Annotated in this window: 11 protein-coding genes; 2 read left to right on the plus strand and 9 right to left on the minus strand. The window is 65.7% G+C overall.

Going from position 1 to position 19,047, the window contains the following annotated elements:
- Positions 1-116: 116 nt before the first annotated feature.
- From GCT19_RS13505 to GCT19_RS13520, 4 genes are all read right to left on the minus strand, one after another.
- Positions 117-1,109: a GlxA family transcriptional regulator gene (locus tag GCT19_RS13505; protein ID WP_013089027.1), complete on the minus strand. Its 993-nt coding sequence runs from the start codon at positions 1,107-1,109 to the stop codon at positions 117-119.
- Positions 1,110-1,899: 790 nt separating this feature from the next.
- Entirely contained in the window at positions 1,900-7,848 is a 5,949-nt protein-coding gene (gene uvrA, locus GCT19_RS13510; protein WP_152852218.1) for an excinuclease ABC subunit UvrA, read from the minus strand.
- A 222-nt stretch (positions 7,849-8,070) separates the two neighbouring features.
- Positions 8,071-9,615 (minus strand): cysteate racemase, encoded by a 1,545-nt coding sequence (cuyB, locus tag GCT19_RS13515; RefSeq protein WP_152852219.1) that lies wholly within the window; start codon positions 9,613-9,615, stop codon positions 8,071-8,073.
- 137 nt (positions 9,616-9,752) lie between these two features.
- Positions 9,753-10,643 carry a LysR family transcriptional regulator gene (locus tag GCT19_RS13520; protein WP_018432371.1) on the minus strand — a complete coding sequence of 297 codons (891 nt, stop codon included), beginning with the start codon at positions 10,641-10,643 and terminating at the stop codon, positions 9,753-9,755.
- Between the two features lie 118 nt (positions 10,644-10,761).
- Here GCT19_RS13520 and GCT19_RS13525 point away from each other — a divergent pair, with 118 nt between their 5' ends.
- On the plus strand, positions 10,762-11,505 hold the full coding sequence (locus GCT19_RS13525) for an SDR family oxidoreductase (protein WP_152852220.1): 744 nt from the start codon (positions 10,762-10,764) through the stop codon (positions 11,503-11,505).
- 85 nt (positions 11,506-11,590) lie between these two features.
- Here GCT19_RS13525 and GCT19_RS13530 read toward each other — a convergent pair whose 3' ends face one another.
- The 3 genes from GCT19_RS13530 to GCT19_RS13540 form a co-directional block, all read right to left on the minus strand.
- A complete protein-coding gene (locus GCT19_RS13530; RefSeq protein ID WP_018432373.1) occupies positions 11,591-12,616 on the minus strand; it encodes an aldo/keto reductase in 1,026 nt (341 codons plus the stop codon).
- Positions 12,617-12,683: 67 nt separating this feature from the next.
- Complete coding sequence (locus GCT19_RS13535) at positions 12,684-14,423, minus strand: tetratricopeptide repeat protein (protein ID WP_152852221.1); 1,740 nt, start codon at positions 14,421-14,423, stop codon at positions 12,684-12,686.
- Between the two features lie 109 nt (positions 14,424-14,532).
- The gene (locus tag GCT19_RS13540; protein WP_152852222.1) at positions 14,533-15,108 is read right to left on the minus strand and encodes a DUF4142 domain-containing protein; all 576 of its coding nucleotides are present in this window, start codon (positions 15,106-15,108) and stop codon (positions 14,533-14,535) included.
- A gap of 351 nt (positions 15,109-15,459) precedes the next feature.
- Here GCT19_RS13540 and GCT19_RS13545 point away from each other — a divergent pair, with 351 nt between their 5' ends.
- Positions 15,460-16,452: a chemotaxis protein CheV gene (locus GCT19_RS13545; RefSeq protein WP_152852223.1), complete on the plus strand. Its 993-nt coding sequence runs from the start codon at positions 15,460-15,462 to the stop codon at positions 16,450-16,452.
- A gap of 37 nt (positions 16,453-16,489) precedes the next feature.
- Here the strand turns inward: GCT19_RS13545 and GCT19_RS13550 are convergent, their stop codons facing one another.
- Together GCT19_RS13550 and GCT19_RS13555 are read right to left on the minus strand one after the other, a co-directional pair.
- Complete coding sequence (locus tag GCT19_RS13550; protein WP_152852224.1) at positions 16,490-17,575, minus strand: asparaginase; 1,086 nt, start codon at positions 17,573-17,575, stop codon at positions 16,490-16,492.
- Positions 17,576-17,635: 60 nt separating this feature from the next.
- On the minus strand, positions 17,636-18,898 hold the full coding sequence (locus tag GCT19_RS13555) for an MFS transporter (RefSeq protein WP_018432378.1): 1,263 nt from the start codon (positions 18,896-18,898) through the stop codon (positions 17,636-17,638).
- Positions 18,899-19,047 lie beyond the last annotated feature (149 nt).

Consider the following 19,047-nt stretch of genomic DNA (forward strand, 5'->3'; position numbering starts at 1 on the left):
CGCCACTGTGCTCGTAAAAAGGCTGGCCAGCGAAGATACGGCCGCTCTCGCGACCGCGTCCAACAGACGAGGCACGCCCGCGGCGCGGGCGCGCTATCGCATGCTATAGATACATGCTACGCCTCAGTGGCCGCCCGGCTTCGGGCACGATATTCGGTTGGCGACAAAGCCATGCGCTTGCGGAAGATTTTCGCGAGACGATCACCGTTGCCGGTGCCGCTGCGACGCGCGATCTTGTCGACCGGCAATTCGGTCTCGGTCAGGAAGTTGCACGCGATGCGCAGCCGCACCTGCAGCAGGTAGTCAGACGGCGTGACTTGCATCTCGTGCTTGAAACGGCGCAGGAAATTGCGCTCGCTCATGGCGGCGACCTGCGCGGCATCGGCGACCGAGACCGGACGGTCGCAGTTCGCCTCCATCCAACGCGCGGCCGCGCGAATCTTTTCGGCGACGCTCAGCGTGCCGCCCTCGGCCGGCAGCGGCACCCACGTCGAGGCCATGCCGGGCATCACGCGATCGGCGACGCTGCGTGCGAGCTCCGCGCCCAGGTCGCGCTTGATGAACATCAGCGCGCTGCGCGCGCAGTCGTGACGGTCGTTGGCCGCGCTGAACGCGCCTTCGCTCGCGCTCGCGCCGGGATAGCGGCTCATCAGGCCATCATGCTCGGTCGGGCCGGCCGCTTCGAGCACGAGGCGTCCCTCGCCGATCGTTTCGATCGCGCGGGTGCGCGATTGCACGGCGCGCAGCCAGTTCAGCAGGCGTTCGTCGCGGGCTGCCACGTGGGCGCCGTAGCCGCCCGCGATGAACAGCACGTCGAATCCGCCGCCAAAGCGCGTGTCGATGCGATCAGTCCAGATGCGCGCCGACGACGAGCTAGCGACATTGCCGCCTTCCGTCGACAGGAACTGCACCTCGTAGGGTGGATCTTCGCCCGCTCGCGTGCCCGCGAATTCATTGGCGGTCTGGAACATTTCCACGACGGTACCGGGGCCGAGCAGCCAGAAGCCGTCGAACAGCAGAATGCCGATTCGCCGCGCTGCAGTACGGACGTTCAACGCAGGCGTGTGAAGCCACGTAATTCTCGTTGTATCAAGGTGCATGTGCGGCATGATCTTTCCCCAAACGGGCTACGTTGTGGACCCCGATTTGCCCCGTCATCAGACGGAACGGGAGAATGCGTTATTACGGCGGGAAAACGGACTAACGCCGGATAAAGGATTAAGCGTGATGTTAGCGGAATGGATCGCTATAGTAAATTTGAAAAGCAGATTTCATCACGGCGATCAATGTCTGAGGAAAAGCCGTTATTGAGAGATTGATATGAGCGCCCGAGACGCCCGGCAACTATGCAAGGCTGAGCGCAGAGCGTGGGGATATCTTACCGCAAAGCCTTGTTGGACGGCACTCTCGCCCACTCGGGCAAAGTTGCCGATAATGCGAAGCAAAGTGATTCCACCTTACCGAGTACGTTTCTTGCCGGTTCAAAAATGTTTCAATTGTGAACTGCTTATCGGCCCGATTATGTCCGCGCAATTCGGTAGTTTATTCGCAAAGCGTAAAGTTATTCCCCGCGACATTAGGCATTACCGTGGCATTCCTGATAGGCCGGAAATTAATATCCAAATGCTGATTTATCGGGGGTTCTAAAAACGTTTCTATTTTGAAACATCGCGGGGCGCTTTCGTATGAATTAACCGCGCGTATGCCCCGCGTTTGGCGAGCCTGTGATGCCTGGATGCAGTGCAGCAACCATGTGTGGCGCGCATGCCACAAAGCGCCGGCCGTAGCAACCTGCGAAGTTGCAACGGCACCTCTGATGGGCGCGCCCGAAATGCGAGCAAACAGTGGGTTGGGATCGCGGCGGCGCGCAACGGCCGCGCCGCCGCTAGTCAGCTTGCTTCAGCCATTCGTTCCTTCGCCGGCCAGCGTTGCCGTTGCGGCCGTGCGCGCGAGCACCGGCCGCAAAGCCGCGCCCGTGTGACTCGCGGCCACGCGCGACAGGCTTTCCGGATCGGTTGCCGCAACGATCGTACCGCCGCCCACGCCGCCCTCCGGACCGAGATCGATGATCCAGTCCGCCTCGGCGATCACGTCGAGATCGTGCTCGATGACGACCACGCTATGCCCGCCATCCACGAGCCGATGCAGCACGCGGATCAGCTTCGCGACGTCCGCCATGTGCAGGCCGACCGTCGGCTCGTCGAGCACGTATAGCGTGTGCGGCGGCTTCTGGCCGCGCCGAGTGAGGTCGTCGCGCACCTTGCTCAGCTCGGTGACGAGCTTGATGCGCTGCGCCTCGCCGCCCGACAGCGTCGGCGATGGCTGGCCGAGCGTCAGGTAGCCGAGCCCGACATCTTTCATCAGTTGCAGCGGATGCCCGATGTTCGTGATCGACGCGAAGAACTCGACCGCTTCGTCGATTTCCATCGTCAGCACGTCGCCGATGTTCTTGCCGCGCCACGTGACCGCGAGCGTCTCCGGATTGAAGCGCTGACCGTGGCAAACGTCGCATGGCACTTTCACGTCGGGCAGGAAGCTCATGCCGATCGTGCGTACGCCTTGGCCCTCGCACGCGGGGCAGCGGCCCTCGCCGGTATTGAACGAGAAACGCGACGCCGTATAACCGCGCGCGCGGGCCTCCAGCGTGCCCGCGAACAGCTTGCGGATCGCATCCCACACGCCGATGTAGGTGGCGGGACACGAACGCGGCGTCTTGCCGATCGGCGTCTGATCGACTTCGAGCACGCGATCGATGCTTTCCCAGCCGGTGACCGAATCGCAGCCCTGCCACGTGTGCGTGACGTTCAGCGGTGCGCGCGGCGCCGAGCGAGCGAGCACGCTCGAGCGCCGGTTCGCGGCCGGTTTCTCTTCGGCCGCCGCCCGCGCACGCCGCGTGGCCGGCGACGACAGCACCGAGCGCCCGACCGCATCGAGCAGATTCGTCATCAGCACGTCGCGCGCGAGCGTCGACTTGCCCGAGCCGCTGACGCCCGTCACCGCGACGAGCCGCGCGAGCGGAATGCCGACCGTCACGTCACGCAAGTTGTGCAGCTTGCCGCCATGCACGGTCAGCCAGTTCTCGGGAACGGCAGCCGCGCGCTTGCCCGGCGCGACGACCTCGCGACGCGGCTGCAGCGGATGCACGATCGGCTGCGCGAGAAAGCGCCCGGTCAGCGAATCGGCCTGCGCGGACAGGTCCGCGACGCTGCCCTGCGCGATCAGCGTACCGCCGCGTTTGCCCGCGCCCGGCCCGATATCGATGATGTGATCGGCGCGCCGGATCGTGTCTTCATCGTGCTCGACGACGACTAGCGTATTGCCCTTGTCGCCGAGCTTACGCAGCGCGTTCAGCAGGATCTGGTTGTCGCGCGGATGCAGACCGATGGTCGGCTCGTCGAGCACATAGCACACGCCTTGCAGATTGCTGCCGAGCTGCGCGGCGAGCCGGATGCGCTGCGCTTCGCCGCCCGACAAACTCGGCGCCGCGCGATCGAGACTCAGATAGCCGAGCCCGACTTCTTCGAGGAACTGCAGCCGGCTGCCGATTTCACTGACCACGTCGCGCGCGATTTCGGCATCGCGGCCTGTCATCTGCAGCGTATCGATCCATGCGCGCGTGTCGGACACGGTCCATTGCGCGACATCGACGATCGCTTGCGAGTCGAACGTGACGGCACGCGCGACCGGATTCAGACGCGTGCCCGCGCAATCCGGACACGGCTCGTCGACGAGCCCTTCCGGTTCCTGCTCTTCCGACGGCAAGCTCTGTTCGCGGCCGCGATTGTCATCGACGATGATCGTGTCGTCGTACGCGGCACGCTGCTCGCGCGTCAGCGACAGCCCCGTGCCGACGCAGCTCGTGCACCAGCCATGCTTGCTGTTGTACGAGAACATGCGCGGATCGAGCTCGGGATAGCTGGTGCCGCACACCGGACACGCGCGCTTCGTCGACAGCACCTTCACGTCGCCGAGCTTCGCGGTGGACTTGCCGCCGTTGATCGCGTCGTGCAGGCCGTCGAGCGGCGCGAGCAGATGCATGATGCCTTTGCCGATGTCGAGCGTCTGATCGAGCGCTTCGCGCAGCTCGGCTTCGTGATCGGCCGAGATGACGAGGTCGGCGACCGGCAGTTCGATCGTGTGCTCGCGGAAGCGGTCGAGCTTCGGCCACGGATCGACCGGCACGAATTCGCCGTCCACCCGCAGATGCGTATTGCCGCGCGCTTTCGCCCATTTCGCGAGGTCGGTATAGACGCCCTTGCGGTTCACGACGAGCGGCGCGAGGAAGCCGACATGCTGGCCCTTGTGATCGCGCAGCAACTGCGCGGCAATCGATTCGGCGCTTTGCGACGTGACCGGCGTGCCGTCGTGAATGCAATGCTGCAAGCCGAGCTTCACGTACAGCAGACGCAGGAAGTGCCACACCTCCGAGGTCGTCGCGACGGTACTCTTGCGGCCGCCGCGCGACAGCCGCTGCTCGATCGCGACGGTAGGCGGAATGCCGTACACCGCGTCGACTTCGGGTCGCCCGGCCGGCTGCACGATCGAGCGCGCGTACGCATTCAATGATTCGAGGTAGCGCCGCTGACCTTCGTGGAACAGGATGTCGAACGCGAGCGTCGATTTGCCCGAGCCCGACACGCCGGTGATCACGTTGAACTTGCCGTGCGGAATGTCGACGTCGAGCGCCTTCAGGTTGTGCTCGCGCGCGTTGACGATGCGCACGACGTCCTCGCCTTCGATCGCGCGACGCGCGCGGGCTGCGCTCAGTGCTTTCTGCAGCGGGATGCCTGACGGCTCCGCTTCGGCTGCGAGGCCCATCGCGCGGTCGTATTGCAGCAACGCCTCGCCGGTATGCGACTCGGCACACGCTTTCACTTCGTCCGGCGCGCCCGCGCACAACACGCGGCCACCGCCGTCGCCGCCTTCGGGACCGAGGTCGATGATCCAGTCGGCCGCGCGGATCACGTCGAGGTTGTGCTCGATCACGATCAGCGAATGACCGCTCGCGAGCAGCTTGCCGAACGCCTGCATCAGCTTGGCGATGTCGTCGAAATGCAGGCCCGTGGTCGGTTCGTCGAACATGAACAGACGCTTCGCGACTACCTGCTTCGCGCCACGCGTGGTACGCGCCTGCGCCGATTCCGCGAGAAAACCCGCGAGCTTGAGCCGCTGCGCCTCGCCACCCGACAGCGTCGGCACCGGCTGGCCGAGCTTCACGTATTCGAGTCCGACGTCGACGATCGGCTGGAGCACGCGCAGTACTTCGGCGTCCATGGCGAAGTACGCGGCAGCCTCGCTGACCGTCAACTCGAGCACGTCGGCGATACTCAACGCGCGCGCGGGCTCGCCGCGCTCGATCTTCACCTCGAGGATTTCCGCGCGATAACGACGCCCGTCGCAATCGGGGCAGCGCAGGTACACGTCGGAGAGGAACTGCATTTCGATGTGCTCGAAGCCCGAGCCGCCGCAAGTCGGGCAGCGGCCGTCGCCCGAGTTGAAGCTGAACATGCCGGGGCCGTAGCCACGCTGCTGCGCGAGCGGCGCCTTCGCGAACAGCTTGCGGATTTCGTCGAACGCGCCGACGTAGCTGGCCGGATTCGAGCGCGCGGTCTTGCCGATCGGCGACTGGTCGACGAACACGACGTCGGTGACCTGGTCGGCGCCCTTAAGCGACTTGAACGCACCCGGCGCTTCGGTGGCGAGGCCGAAGTGGCGCGCCATCGCCGGATACAGCACGTCTTGCAGCAGCGTCGATTTTCCGGAACCCGACACGCCGGTCACGCAGACGAGCCGCTGCAACGGAATTTCCACCGTGACGTCACGCAGATTGTGCTCGCTCGCGCCTTCGAGCACGATGCGCGGCGTGCTCGCATCGACCGCGCGACGCGACCAGTGCGCGGCATCCGCGACATGGCGCCGGCCGCCGAGATATTCACCGGTCAGCGTGCCGGTCGAGCGGATCGCATCGGGCGCGCCGTCGAATATGATCGAACCGCCGCGCTCGCCTGGCCCTGGACCCATGTCGATGAGCCGATCCGCCGCGAGCATCACCGACGGATCATGCTCGACCACGACCAGCGTATTACCCGCGTCGCGCAGCCGGTGCATCGCCTCGACGATGCGGTTCAGGTCGCGCGGATGCAGGCCGATGCTCGGCTCATCGAGCACGAACAGCGTCTTGGTCAGCGACGTGCCGAGCGCGGTGGTCAGGTTGATGCGCTGCACCTCGCCACCCGACAGCGTGCGGCTTTGCCGATCGAGCGTCAGATAGCCGAGGCCGACGTCGCATAGATACTTGAGGCGCGTGCGCACTTCGGCGAGCAGCAGCTTCAGCGCGTCGTCGAGCAATGCGCTCGGCAGCGTGATGTCGTCGAAGAAGCGCCGGATGCGCTCGATCGGCATCAGCATCAGATCGTGCACGGTAAGACCGGGCAACGCTTCGAGCTGCGCGCGCGACCACTGCACGCCGCGCGGCATGAAGCGGTGCTCGGGCGCGAGCACGTCGTTCGCATTCGCGTTGCTGCCGAGACGCCACAGCAGCGATTCGGTTTTCAGACGCGCGCCGCCGCAGGTTTCGCATGGCGTATAGCTGCGGTACTTCGACAGCAGCACGCGGATATGCATCTTGTACGCCTTCGATTCGAGATAGTCGAAGAAGCGTTTGACGCCGTACCAATGCGTCTGCCACTTGCCGTTCCAGTCCGGCGAGCCGTTGATGACCCAGTTGCGTTCGCGCTCGCTGAGCTCGCCCCACGGCGTGTCGCGGCGGATGTCGGCTTTCGCCGCATAGCGCATCAGGTCATCCTGGCATTCCTTCCACGCGGGCGTCTGCATCGGCTTGACCGCGCCTTCGCGCAGCGTCTTGCGCGCATCTGGAATCACCAGACCGAGGTCGACGCCGATCACGCGGCCGAAGCCGCGGCAGGCATCGCACGCGCCATAGGCCGAGTTGAACGAGAACAGCGCGGGCTGCGGATCGGCATAGCGCAGATCGCTTTCGGGGCTGTGCAGGCCGGTGGAAAAACGCCAGATGCGCGGCTCGGCGACTGCGGTCTGCGGTTCGTCCGAGGTGGCCGGCAGCACGTAGATATTGACCCGCCCGCCGCCGCGCTTCAGCGATGCCTCGATCGCCTCGATCGCGCGCGCTTTATCGACCGAACGCAGCCGGAAGCGGTCGGCGACGACGTCGAGCAGCTTGCGCTTGCCGGTCGGTGAATCGACTTCGCGCTGCGCCTGCACACGCGTATAGCCACTCGCCGACAGCCACTGCTCGACCTCCTGCTCGGAAGCCGATTCCGGCAGCTCGACCGGGAACGTGACGACGAGCCGCGGCTCCTCCTGCGCGGTGCGTTCGAGCAGTTCCGCGTAGATCGTCTCCGGCGTGTCGTGCCGCACCGGATGCGCGGTCTGGCGGTCGAACAGTTCGGCCGCACGCGCGTACAGCAGCTTCAGATGGTCGTTGAGCTCGGTCATCGTGCCGACCGTGGAGCGCGAGCTGCGCACCGGGTTGGTCTGGTCGATCGCGATGGCGGGCGGTACGCCGTCGACGCGGTCGACCTGCGGCCGATCCATCCGGTCGAGGAACTGGCGCGCGTACGCACTGAAGGTTTCGACGTAGCGGCGCTGGCCTTCCGCATACAGCGTGTCGAACACGAGGCTCGACTTGCCCGAGCCCGACGGCCCGGTGACGACCGTCATTTCGCCGGTGCGCACGTCGAGGTCGACGTTTTTCAGGTTGTGCTGGCGCGCGCCGCGAATGCGGATCGTGCCCTGGGTCTTGTTGCTGCTCGGCTTGCCGCCTTGGGGAGTGTCAGCGAGGGTGTCAGGGGTTGCGTCGTTGGAGGACAATTTTTCCGACCGTCTGAAGGAGTGGTTCACCTCTCACGGCCGGCTCTCGCGACCGCGCAAGTTCGGTGCAGCCGGCAAGGCGCGAGGAGCGCCCGGAAGCCTGGCTGTAGGGGGATACTATACTGTATGTTTATACAGTTTTCCATGACACGCGCAGGTGTGCGTCTCAAGTCGGGATCGACCGGGCTGCGCAAAACGCTGCGCCGCGGTCACGACGTCTGACTAGCCGGCCGCGCTTTGCACCTGCGAAGGCCCATCCGTATCCGGCGTTGCGCAACCCGCCTGCGTCCCGCGCGCGGCGCTGTCGCCGAGCGCATACGCGACGCAACGCCTCGCCAGCACGTCGGTCGGATCGACGAGCCGCACCACCCGCCCGCCCGGACTCGCGAGCACCGGCTCGCGCAACAGCAACGGCAGTTCGGTGCACGCGAGCACGATGACCTGCACGCCCTGGGCGACCAGATCGTCGACGGCCGCCGCGAGGTCGTCGCAGCATTCGCCCGATGTATGCCCAGCCTTGGCGCCGCGCGGCCCGTAGATCGCGTTCATCAGACGCGCCTGCGCGGCCGCGGACGGTGCGATCTGCGCCAGGCCGCGCGCGTCGAGCACCTGTTCGTAGACGCGGCTCGCGAGCGTGCCCGAGGTCGCCAGCACGCCCACCTCGCGCAGGCCCGGAAAGGTCTCCCGCAGATAATCGGCGGTACAGGTCAGCATATTGACGATCGGCACGCGCAGCGCCGGCTGAAGCCGCTCGACGAACGCATGCGCGGTATTGCATGGAATCGCGATCAGATCCGCGCCGCCCTCCTCGAGCGTCTTGCAGGCGGCGTACAGCGCGAGCGTCGGGTCGTCGCCGCGACCGAGCAGCGCCGCGGTGCGGTCCGGGATCTGCGGATTCTGCTCGACCATGATCCGGATATGGTCCTGATCGCGCGCGGCGGGCGTGTTGCGCACGACCTTGCCCATGAAATCGACGGTCGCGGCCGGCCCGATGCCGCCGACCACGCCGAGGCGAAACGCCCGCTGCGGCTGCGTGTACTGCGCCGCCGCGACGTAGCGCGCGTACACCTGGTTCGAATCGACGAGCGGCACCTCGATGCGCCCGAGCGCGCGCAGCACGAGGCCGATTTCCACGAGCCCCGGCACGATCACGTCGACGCCCTGTGCGACCAGGTCGGCGCACGCCGTGCGCAGCAACTCGACGGGCCGGCCGTGCAGGCGGCCAGCGCGGATGCCCTCGTCGCCGAAGACGGCGCTCGTCACGCAGTCGAAACCAGTATCGTTGCGCGGATAGCACACGTCGAACTGGCCGGCTCCAAAGTAGCGCTCGAACAGCCCATTCGCGCGAATCGCGGCCGACGTCAGCACGCCGATGCGCCGGGCGCCGTCGCGCCGGGCGCCGCCGCGCCGCGCCGACGGATAGGTACACCGCACGTGCTCGTGCAACGCCGTCATGATGTTGGCGACCGGCACGGTGACGTTGGCGGTGAGTTCGTCGATGAACGTGTGGCTCAGGAAACATGGCAGCACGATCGCGTCCACACCGCGCTTTTCAAACGCGCGCATCGTGTCGAGCACATGGATCTTGAACCGCGCGTCCGTCGCATCGGGTGCGGCGGGCCCGGGCCACGAGCGCGGTTCGAGAATCAGATCGAAGGGGCGCGCGGCACCCGGCCGGCGCGACGCCGTGCTGATCCGGCCGAGGATGTCGGCGCTGGCGAACTGCGCCGCGCCAGTCGCCACACCCAGCGAACGAAAACGCTTCATGATCAGATCCCCCGGTCGTTCTGTGCGTCCACCCTCGATCACGGGTGGCTTTCTGCGCGCTTGAGAATGACACTATGCGAGACGCAGATGTCCAGGTGTTAACCACGCAAAAGCCACTACTTTGCGTGTGCGCTGCTTCAACTCACCGGCTCGAAAATCTCCCGCAGCCACTGCGCGAACACCCGCACCCGCGACGACAACTGCCGGTTCTGCGGATACAGCACCGACACCGGCATCGGCGGCGGCGGATATTCCGCCAGAATGACGCGCAACCGTCCGGCCGTCAGTTCGTCATCGACGCGGTAGCGCGGCACCTGCACGATGCCGAGCCCGGCGATCGCCGCGCCCGCGTACAGTTCGGCGCCGCTGACCGACACCGCCGACGGCAGTACGAGCGCGGTATCACGCCCGTCCACGCGGAATTCGAGCGGCAGCGGCTTGCCCGTCGCGCTCGACACGTAGTTGACCGCGCGATGCGTCGACAGCGCGCCGGGATCGGCCGGCTCGCCATACGTGGCCAGATATGCGGGACTCGCGACCGTCACCTGCTGCAGCTGCGCGACGCGCCGCCCGACCATCGACGAATCCTGCAGCACGCCCGCGCGCAGCACGCAATCGATGCCCTCGCGCACGAGGTCGACGAGCCGGTCGTCCTCGCCGATCATCAGCTCGATGTCGGGAAAGCGTTCCAGAAACGCGGGCAGCGCCGGCACCACGAAGTGCCGCGCGAGCGTGCCCTGCACGTTCACGCGTAACAGCCCCTTCGGCGCGACATTGGAGAACGCCCCCTCGGCCTCCTCCATGTCGGCGATCAGGCGCACGCAGCGCTGATAGTGCGCGTCGCCGTCGGGCGTGAGCCGTACCGTGCGCGTCGTGCGTTCGAGCAGCCGCGCGCCGAGCCGCTGCTCGAGACGCTTCATCAGGTTGGTGACGGTCGCGCGCGGGATTTGCAGATCGTCGGCGGCGCGCGTGAAGCTCTGGCGCTCGGCGATGCGCACGAACACCCGCATTTCCTCGAAACGGTCCATATCGGCGGATTATTAAAGCGAATGGAATGATGATGGCGAGTCTAACCGGATTATCTCGACGGGAAAAGCGCTCATCATTCGCCTCACCGATCCACCACCTTCTGTGAGAAAACGAATCATGAGCACGAACCAACAACCGAAAGTCGCCATCGTCACCGGCGCATCGCGCGGCATCGGCACGGCAATCGCACAGCGACTCGCGAAGGACGGCTTCGCGGTCGCCGTCAACTACGCATCGAGCGCGGGCGAAGCCGACGCGCTCGTCGGCGCGATCCGCGAAGCCGGCGGCAAGGCGGTCGCGGTGCAAGCGGACGTGTCGAAGCCCGACGACGTGCGTCGCATGTTCGAGATCACCGAACGCGAGCTGGGCAAGGTCGACGTGCTCGTCAACAACGCGGGTGTGATGAAGCCGACGCCGCTCGCCGACACGTCGGATGCGCTGTACGACCAGACCTTCGACATCAACGTGCGCGGCACCTTCAACACGCTGCGCGAAGCGGCCACGCGCCTGAACGACGGCGGACGCATCGTCAATTTCTCGACCAGCGTGCTCGCGCTGAACCTGCCGGGCTACGGCATCTACACGGCGACCAAGGCGGCCGTCGAAGCGTTCACGCGCGTGTTCGCGAAGGAACTGCGCGGACGCAATATCACGGTGAATGCGGTCGCGCCGGGACCGATCGCGACCGCCCTGTTCCTCGAAGGCAAGAGCGACGAGCAGATCGAAACCTTCGCGAAGATGCCGCCGCTGCAACGCCTCGGCGAGCCGGAAGACGTGGCGGGCGTGGTCGCGTTTCTGGTCGGCCCGGATGCGAGCTGGGTCAATGGGCAGACGTTGCGGGCCAATGGCGGTTTGGCTTGATCAGATGCGCGGGTCCAGCGTGCTGCCGCGCTGGACCGTCGCGTTGCGCGCGGCTACGGCGCCTGAAACGTTATCGATCCGCTGCTCAAACCGCCTTCGGATTGCGTTCCGCGAAGCCTTCCTGATGCCAATACGGATACGCGGGGCGCACCGCGCTCGCCGCGTCGAGCTTCGCGACCTGATCGGGCGTCAGATTCCAGCCGACCGCGTCGAGGTTCTGCCGCAGTTGCTCCTCGTTGCGCGCGCCGATCAGCAGCGTCGCGACGGTCGGCCGTTGCAGCAGCCAGTTCAGCGCGATCTGCGGCACCGTCTTGCCGGTTTCGGCGACGACTTCGTCGAGCGCGTCGAGCACGCGGAACAGATACTCTTCCGGCACCGGCGGGCCCATGTCGGCGGTCTTGTGCAGACGGCTCGTCTCGGGCAGCGGCTGGCCGCGCTTGAGTTTGCCGGTTAGACGCCCCCAGCCGAGTGGACTCCACACGACCGCACCCACGCCCTGGTCGACGCCGAGCGGCATCAGTTCCCACTCGTAGTCGCGCCCGACCAGCGAGTAGTAGGTCTGATTCGCGACGTAGCGCGGATAGCCGTAGCGGTCGGCGATATCGAGCGACTTCATCAGATGCCAGCCGGAGAAATTCGACACGCCGACATAGCGGATTTTGCCCGCGCGCACGAGATCGTCGAGCGTGGATAGCACTTCGGGAATCGGCGTTTTCGCGTCGAAGCCGTGCAGCTGGAACAGGTCGATGTAGTCGGTTTGCAGACGCTTGAGCGCCGCATCGACCGCGTTGATCAGATGGAAGCGGGACGAGCCGACGCCGTTCGGATCGTCGTTGAAACGGAAGGTCGCCTTGGTCGACAGGATCGCCTTGTCGCGCTTGCCTTTCAGCGCCTCGCCGAGCACCGACTCGGATGCGCCCTTCGAATAGATGTCCGCGGTGTCGAACATCGTGACGCCCGCGTCGAAGCAGATGTCGATCAGACGCCGCGCTTCGGCGACGTCGGTCGCGCCCCACGCCTCGAAAAACTCACCCTTGCCACCGAACGTACCGGTGCCGAAACTCAGCACCGGCACCTTGAAACCCGATGCACCCAGATGTCTGTATTCCATTGCAGAATCTCCGTGGCATTGCCCTCGATGAACGGAGATTCAGTCTACGCGTGTCGGCGAAAATCCGTCATGAAGGCGACGCGCTCAGATCGGCGAGTGCACCGCGCACGGCGTCGATCACGCTGTCCCAATCGCCGAGCTGCGGTTGACGGAACAGACGCGCGGACGGATACCACGGCGTGTCGCTGCGTTCCAGCAGCCAGCGCCAGCAGGTGTCGAAGCGGTTCAGAATCCAGACCGGTTTGTCGAGCGCGCCGGCCAGATGCGCGGTGGACGTGTCGACCGAAATCACCAGATCGAGACCGGCGACGAGCGCGGCGGTATCGGCGAAATCGTGCAGCAACTCCGTGTAATCGGCGACGCGTTCAGCGTATGCGCTTTCGGCGAGTTGCGCGGCGGCCGCGCCCTTCTGCACGCTGAAGAAGCGTACGTTCGGCACGTCGAGCAGCGGCGCGAGTTGCTCGAACGCGAGCGAGCGACGCGCATCGATCTTGCGCAGTTCCGCGACATGCGCGCGGTTCTCGCCAGCCCACACGAGGCCGACTTTCAGCGGTTGGATTGCGTTGCCATCCGCGTTGGTGTTGCCATCGGATTCGATACGCTCGCGCCATTCGCTCGCGGCCGCTGGCTGTGCAAAGAGATAAGGCGTGGCCGCCGGAATGCTCGCTTCGTCCGTGCTGAATGCACGCGGCAAGCTCAGCAGCGGGCAATGACAATCGAACGGCGGCAATGGCTGCCCCGCTTCGATCAACTGATCGACACCGTCGAGCGTCGACAGCAGCCGCACCAACGGACCCGGCACTTGAAGCACGACCTTCGCGCCGAGCTTCGAAACGAGTGGCGCATAGCGGCAGAATTGCAGCGTGTCGCCGAGGCCCTGCTCCGCATGCAGCAGGATGGTTTTGCCGTCGAGCGGAAAATCGCCGAGCCACAGCGGCTGCGCGAACGCGCGCCGGCCGGCCTTGATGCGGCTACGCTCCCAACGCCATTCGTATTCGCGCCAGCCGCTCTCGAAGCGACCCATTTGCAGTAGACACAGCGCCTGGTTCCAGTGCGTTTCGACCGACGCCGGATTCAACGCCAGCGCGCGCTGATAGCTCGACAACGCCTGTTCGCGCTGATTCAGATCGATTTGCGCGAGACCGAGGTTGTTCCATGCATCGACGAAACCAGGCGCGAGTTCCAGCGCGCGCTGGTAACAGCGCTGTGCTTCGTGCGGCTGGTTCAGATCGCCGAGCACGTTGCCGCGATTACTCCATGCATCCGCATAGCCAGGCTGCAATGCGAGCGCCTGGTCGCAGCTATCGAGTGCATCGGCATAGCGGCCAAGATCGCGCAGCACGCACGCGCGGTTGTTCCAGGCCGGCGCAAACTCGGGCACCAGAGAAAGCGCGCGCTCGTAGCTCGCGAGCGCTTCGAGCGGACGGTGCAGCGACGCCAATGCGTTACCGCGATTGTTCAAGGCATCGGCGAATTTCGGTTGCATCATGAGTGCCCGCTCGGCGCACGCAAGCGCTTCGTCATGACGCTGCAACGCGTTCAGCGCATAGGCGAGATTCGAATGCACGGCCGGCTGTCTCGCGTTGAGCGCGAGCGCCTTCTTCAGCAGATCGACGCCTTCCTGCAAGCGACCCGTTTGCAGCGCGAGTTCGCCGAGCCAGCGCAACGCGTCGCCATGCTTCGGCTTCAATTCGAGAATCTCGCGATACATCTCCTCTGCTTCGACGAGCGCGCCGTTCTGTTGAAGCGCGACGGCTTGTCGAAGCAGATGGTCCAAGTGTTGCGGCAGACTGGCTTGCTTGCTCATGCGGTACCTGAAATCGAAGGCGCGAAGAATCGTCGGGTAAAGCGCACGATTATCGCCGAAAAGCCTGTATTCGAAGTACCGCCGCTGCCGCGTAGCGACGTGCCGCCGCTTATTGCGCGGCCACGGTCAGATGCTTGCGCTTCGCGAGTTCCTGCGCCATCGCGTAGTGCTGCTGGATCGTCGGTAGCGCCTGCTTCGCCGCGGCCTTCAACTTCTCGTCGCGACCCGATGCGATTTCCGCCTGGAACGCGGACAACGCCTTCTGCTCACCCGCGAGCGCGACCTGCTCGATATACCTCTTGTCGAACTCGGCGCCGCGCAGATTGTTGATGCTCGCGAGCACGGCCTCGTCGGGATCGTTCTTCGGCACGTCCACACCGCGCGGACTCGCCGCGCGCAATGCGTCGGTGATCTTTGCGTCGTCATCCGACACGCGCTCGGCGAACGCCTTCACGTCGCGGTCGGCCGAACGCGCGGTGGCGATACGCGCGGCATCGCGCTGCGTCGCGACGGCTTTGGTGCCGTCCGCGATGAAGGTCTGATCGGCCGCATGCAGGCGGACTGCGTCCGCGGGCGCGGCGTTCTGCGCGCTGGCCAACGAGGCGGCCGTCAGAAGACCGCCGAAGCAGGCTGCGGCGGCGATGCGGGCCAGAGAGACTGAAGGGACGGAAGGCAGGCGGATCATACGTTCTCCTTGAAGTGAAAGCATCTGAAAGCAAAACGAAGGACACGTGTGCGCCGCGAACAAAGCGTGCGATGCAGAACGCTGGGGACTGCTTGCGAGCCCAGCGCGGCGCCACGCTTTCATTGCTGCCGATTCTAGAAGCCATGCCGTCGGGCAGGTGAAACGCTGCTGTCGCTTCTGTAACCTTAGGTAACCCTCATATGAATGTGCATACGTTCGCCGTATTCGCATGAATCACGCGCGCCGCTCGACACGGCGACGCAGTGCTGAATTTTTCGCCATCGACGCCGATAACCAGAGACAGGCACCGCTTAGCACCGCTCAGCACCGCAATTCTGGAGAACGATTCCGATGGCAGACGACCACCGTGCCAATACCGAACGCCACACCGAACGCAGCAACCTGACGAGTTCCAACAAGTTCGAACTGCTGCTGTACCGCCTCGGCCACGTGCCGGGCAGCGACGCGCATGAGCTGTATGGGATCAACGTGTTCAAGGTGCGCGAAATCTCGACGATGCCGACCATCACGCCGATCGCCGGATCGTCGCCGTACGTAATGGGCGCGGTCGACATTCGCGGGCAGATCATCCCCGTGATCGACCTGCCGCGGCTGATGGGCTGCGAGCCGACGCGCGGCCTGAACATTCTGCTGGTCACCGAATTCGCGCGTTCGACGCAGGCCTTTGCGGTCGAAGAAGTCGACGAGATCGTGCGGCTCGAATGGAACCAGGTGCTGTCGGCCGATGGCTCGGCGGGCGGCAAGCTCGTCACCAGCATCGCGCGCATCGACGGCAATACCGGCGACTCGCGGCTCGCCCAGGTGATCGACGTCGAGCAGGTGTTGCGCGACGTGTTCCCGTCGCAGCATCCGAGCGTCGATCCGGCCTCGGTCGGTGAAGCGCTCGGCATCCGCCCCGGCGCGAAGATCCTCGCCGCCGACGACTCCGGCTTCGCGCGCAAACTGATCGAGCAGGCGCTCACCGCGATCGGCGCCGACTACATCATGACGAAGACCGGCGAGGAAGCGTGGCAAACGCTGCAGCAGGTCGCACGCGAAGCGCAGCAAAAAGGCGGGCGCGCGAAAGACACCATCGCGCTGGTATTGACGGACCTGGAGATGCCGGAGATGGACGGCTTCATGCTGACGCGCAAGATCAAGGCCGACGCACGCACGCGCGATATTCCGGTGCTCATCCACTCGTCGCTGACGGGCGCGGCGAACGAGGCGCATGTAAAGAACGCGGGCGCGAACGGCTATGTCGCGAAGTTTGCGGCGAGCGAACTCGCCGATGCGATCCGTCAAGCGCTGGGCTTCACGCCGGAGAAAACGGCGGCGGCTTGAGGCCTCGCGTGTCGAGCGGTGAAGCGGTTCGCCGCGCTCAACGGTGCGCGGCAAGCTCGATCGAGAAGTCCATCCGGCCGATCTCGACGCCCATCGTGTTGAGCCGCTTCGGTGCATGAAAGCCGTCGAGCGTCGCGCGTTGTTCAGGCGTGCCGATATCGAGCACCGCGAGCAACTCGGCAGTGACCGCGTAGAGCGCGGCGGCATTGCCGTCCTCGATCTTCAGCGCGATGCCCAGCGCGCCCTTCGCACCCAGCCGAGCAGTTTGCCGCGACGCGCGCACGCCGATCGCATAGCTGCCGTCCGCACCAACTTTGCCGACCAGCGCGCCATCGAAAGCCTGCATCAGCAGCGTGCAGAAGCGCCCTTCCCCGCCGACCAGTTCCGGGTACGACGTCATCGCGCGATAGATGCGCGCGAGCGCGGCCGTGCGCGGCGTCGTCGCGGCAGCTTCGGCTTCCTGTAGATCCTGCGCCGCCGCGAGCTTCGCGAACAGACGCGCGAGCCGGTCGAGCGGAAACGCCGGGGTCGGCAGATTGCAGCCGTCGATCGCCCATTGCACGCCGTCGTCCGGCAGACCGCACACGCTCGCGACCGTCTGCTTCACGCGCAGTTGCAACGGATGCCCGGGCAGTTCATAGCCGGCCAGCGCCGCGCCGATCGAACGCGCGCCGGCCAGCATGCCCGCATGCTTGCCCGAGCAGTTGCTGCACACGCCGGTGGGCGTGAAGCCGCGCCGGACCCAGTCGACATACACCGCGTCCGACAACGGCGGATGACCGCCGCAACGCAGATCGGCCTCGCTCGCCTGCGCTTTCGCGAGCATCGCGCGCGTGCGTTCGATATGGCGCGGCTCGCTGCTGTGCGATGCGCACATCAGCGCGAGATCGGCTTCGTCGAAACGACAACGCTCGAGCGCGCCGGTTTCGAGCACCGCGAGCGCCTGGGCCGGCTTCGCCGCGGAACGCGCGAGCGTCATGCGCGCGGCGTCGCCGAACGAATACAGCAGACGGCCGTCCGCATCGACGACCGCGACATGCGCCAGATGCGTGTTCTCGATGGATTCGCCGCGATAGATCGTCGCCGCGACCGGCGCGGCAGCATGCAGTTCGGATTGGCTCATCGGTATCGTCTCCGCGGTGTTTAATTGATCGGGCGATGGCGCCCAAGGGCTGGCAATCGATCAGGCGCTCGCCGCGAGCGCCTCTTCGCGCTCGAGCGTGCGCGTGTGCCGCAGTTCGGGAAAGAACCGCATCCACAACAGCGCGATCGCGATCGTCGCGACGCCGCCGACCAGCACCGCCGGCTGCGCGCCCCACCATCCGGCAGTCAGGCCCGATTCGAACTCGCCCAATTGATTCGACGTCCCGATGAACAGCGAATTGACCGCGCTGACGCGGCCGAGCATTTCATCGGGCGTGCGCAGTTGCACGAGCGACAGCCGCACCACCACGCTGATCGTGTCCGACGCGCCGAGCACCATCAGCGCGAGCAGCGACACGAGGAACTGATGTGACAACCCGAACACGATCGTCGCGATGCCGAACGCGATCACGCCGCCGAACATCGCCGCGCCGGGCCGGTTGCGCAATGGAAAATGCGCGAGCCAGATCGTGCCCGCGAGCGCGCCGATCGCCGTGCCCGAGCGCAACAGGCCGAGACCGATCGGGCCCGTGTGCAGCACGTCGCGCGCGAAGATCGGCAGCAACGCGGTCGCGCCGCCGAACAGCACCGCGAACAGATCGAGTGACAGCGCGCCCAGAATCACCGGCTCGCGACGAATGAACGCGATGCCCGAGAAAATCGATTCGAGCGTCACGGGCGCGCGGCTCGCCGGCTTCACTTGCAGCGGAATGCTCCACACCGACGCCGCCGCGGCCGCGAACGACAGCGTGCACGCGAGGTAGGCAGCACCGGGACCGATGCCGTATAGCAGACCACCGAGCGCGGGCCCGGCGATCTGCGCGGTCTGATTGGCGGACGTGGACCATGCGGTCGCCTTCGGCAGATAGCCGCGCGGCACGACGGCCGGCAGCAGCGACGACACGGCCGGCGATTCGAACGCGCGTGACGCGCCCACGCAGGCAGCCAGCACGTAGATCACCGGCGCGCTGATCCAGCCGCTGAAGGTGCCGATCGCGAACAGCAATGCAGCAACGCTTTCGAGGCTCTGACAGACGGCGGCGATGCGGCGGCGATCGTAACGATCGGCGACATGGCCGACGACGAGCGTCAGCAGGAACATCGGCAGAAACTGCGCGAGACCGACGAGGCCAAGCGCGAACGCGCTATGCGTGAGCGCGTAGATATGCCAGCCCATCGCGACGGCGAGCATCTGGAACGACAGTGACGACAGGATGCGGGTGCACCAGAAACGCTGGAACGGCGGGTGTTTCGGCAGGCTGAAATGCGGGGAATCGGCGGGATCGGTGGAGGCTGGGGGCATCAGTTGTTGCTCGTGACGAGGCGCATCGGGGCGTGGATTGGGCGGGCGCTAGTTTAGAGCAAGATCGGGGGGGCGTGCAGGAAGGCGGCTGGCAGGGGCGGCGTGATGGGGGCGTGATGGGGGGCGTTTCTGTACTCACGTCGTAAGAC

The sequence above is a fragment of the Paraburkholderia atlantica genome (assembly GCF_009362785.1).
Taxonomy (GTDB): Bacteria; Pseudomonadota; Gammaproteobacteria; order Burkholderiales; family Burkholderiaceae; genus Paraburkholderia; species Paraburkholderia atlantica.

Bases quoted from the DNA above. Each gene is read 5' to 3' on its own strand.
- GCT19_RS13505 (WP_013089027.1), bottom strand. From the start codon at position 1,109: ATGCCGCACATGCACCTTGATACAACGAGAATTACGTGGCTTCACACG.
- cuyB (WP_152852219.1), bottom strand. From the start codon at position 9,615: ATGAAGCGTTTTCGTTCGCTGGGTGTGGCGACTGGCGCGGCGCAGTTC.
- GCT19_RS13520 (WP_018432371.1), bottom strand. From the start codon at position 10,643: ATGGACCGTTTCGAGGAAATGCGGGTGTTCGTGCGCATCGCCGAGCGC.
- GCT19_RS13525 (WP_152852220.1), top strand. From the start codon at position 10,762: ATGAGCACGAACCAACAACCGAAAGTCGCCATCGTCACCGGCGCATCG.
- GCT19_RS13530 (WP_018432373.1), bottom strand. From the start codon at position 12,616: ATGGAATACAGACATCTGGGTGCATCGGGTTTCAAGGTGCCGGTGCTG.
- GCT19_RS13535 (WP_152852221.1), bottom strand. From the start codon at position 14,423: ATGAGCAAGCAAGCCAGTCTGCCGCAACACTTGGACCATCTGCTTCGA.
- GCT19_RS13540 (WP_152852222.1), bottom strand. From the start codon at position 15,108: ATGATCCGCCTGCCTTCCGTCCCTTCAGTCTCTCTGGCCCGCATCGCC.
- GCT19_RS13545 (WP_152852223.1), top strand. From the start codon at position 15,460: ATGGCAGACGACCACCGTGCCAATACCGAACGCCACACCGAACGCAGC.
- GCT19_RS13550 (WP_152852224.1), bottom strand. From the start codon at position 17,575: ATGAGCCAATCCGAACTGCATGCTGCCGCGCCGGTCGCGGCGACGATC.
- GCT19_RS13555 (WP_018432378.1), bottom strand. From the start codon at position 18,898: ATGCCCCCAGCCTCCACCGATCCCGCCGATTCCCCGCATTTCAGCCTG.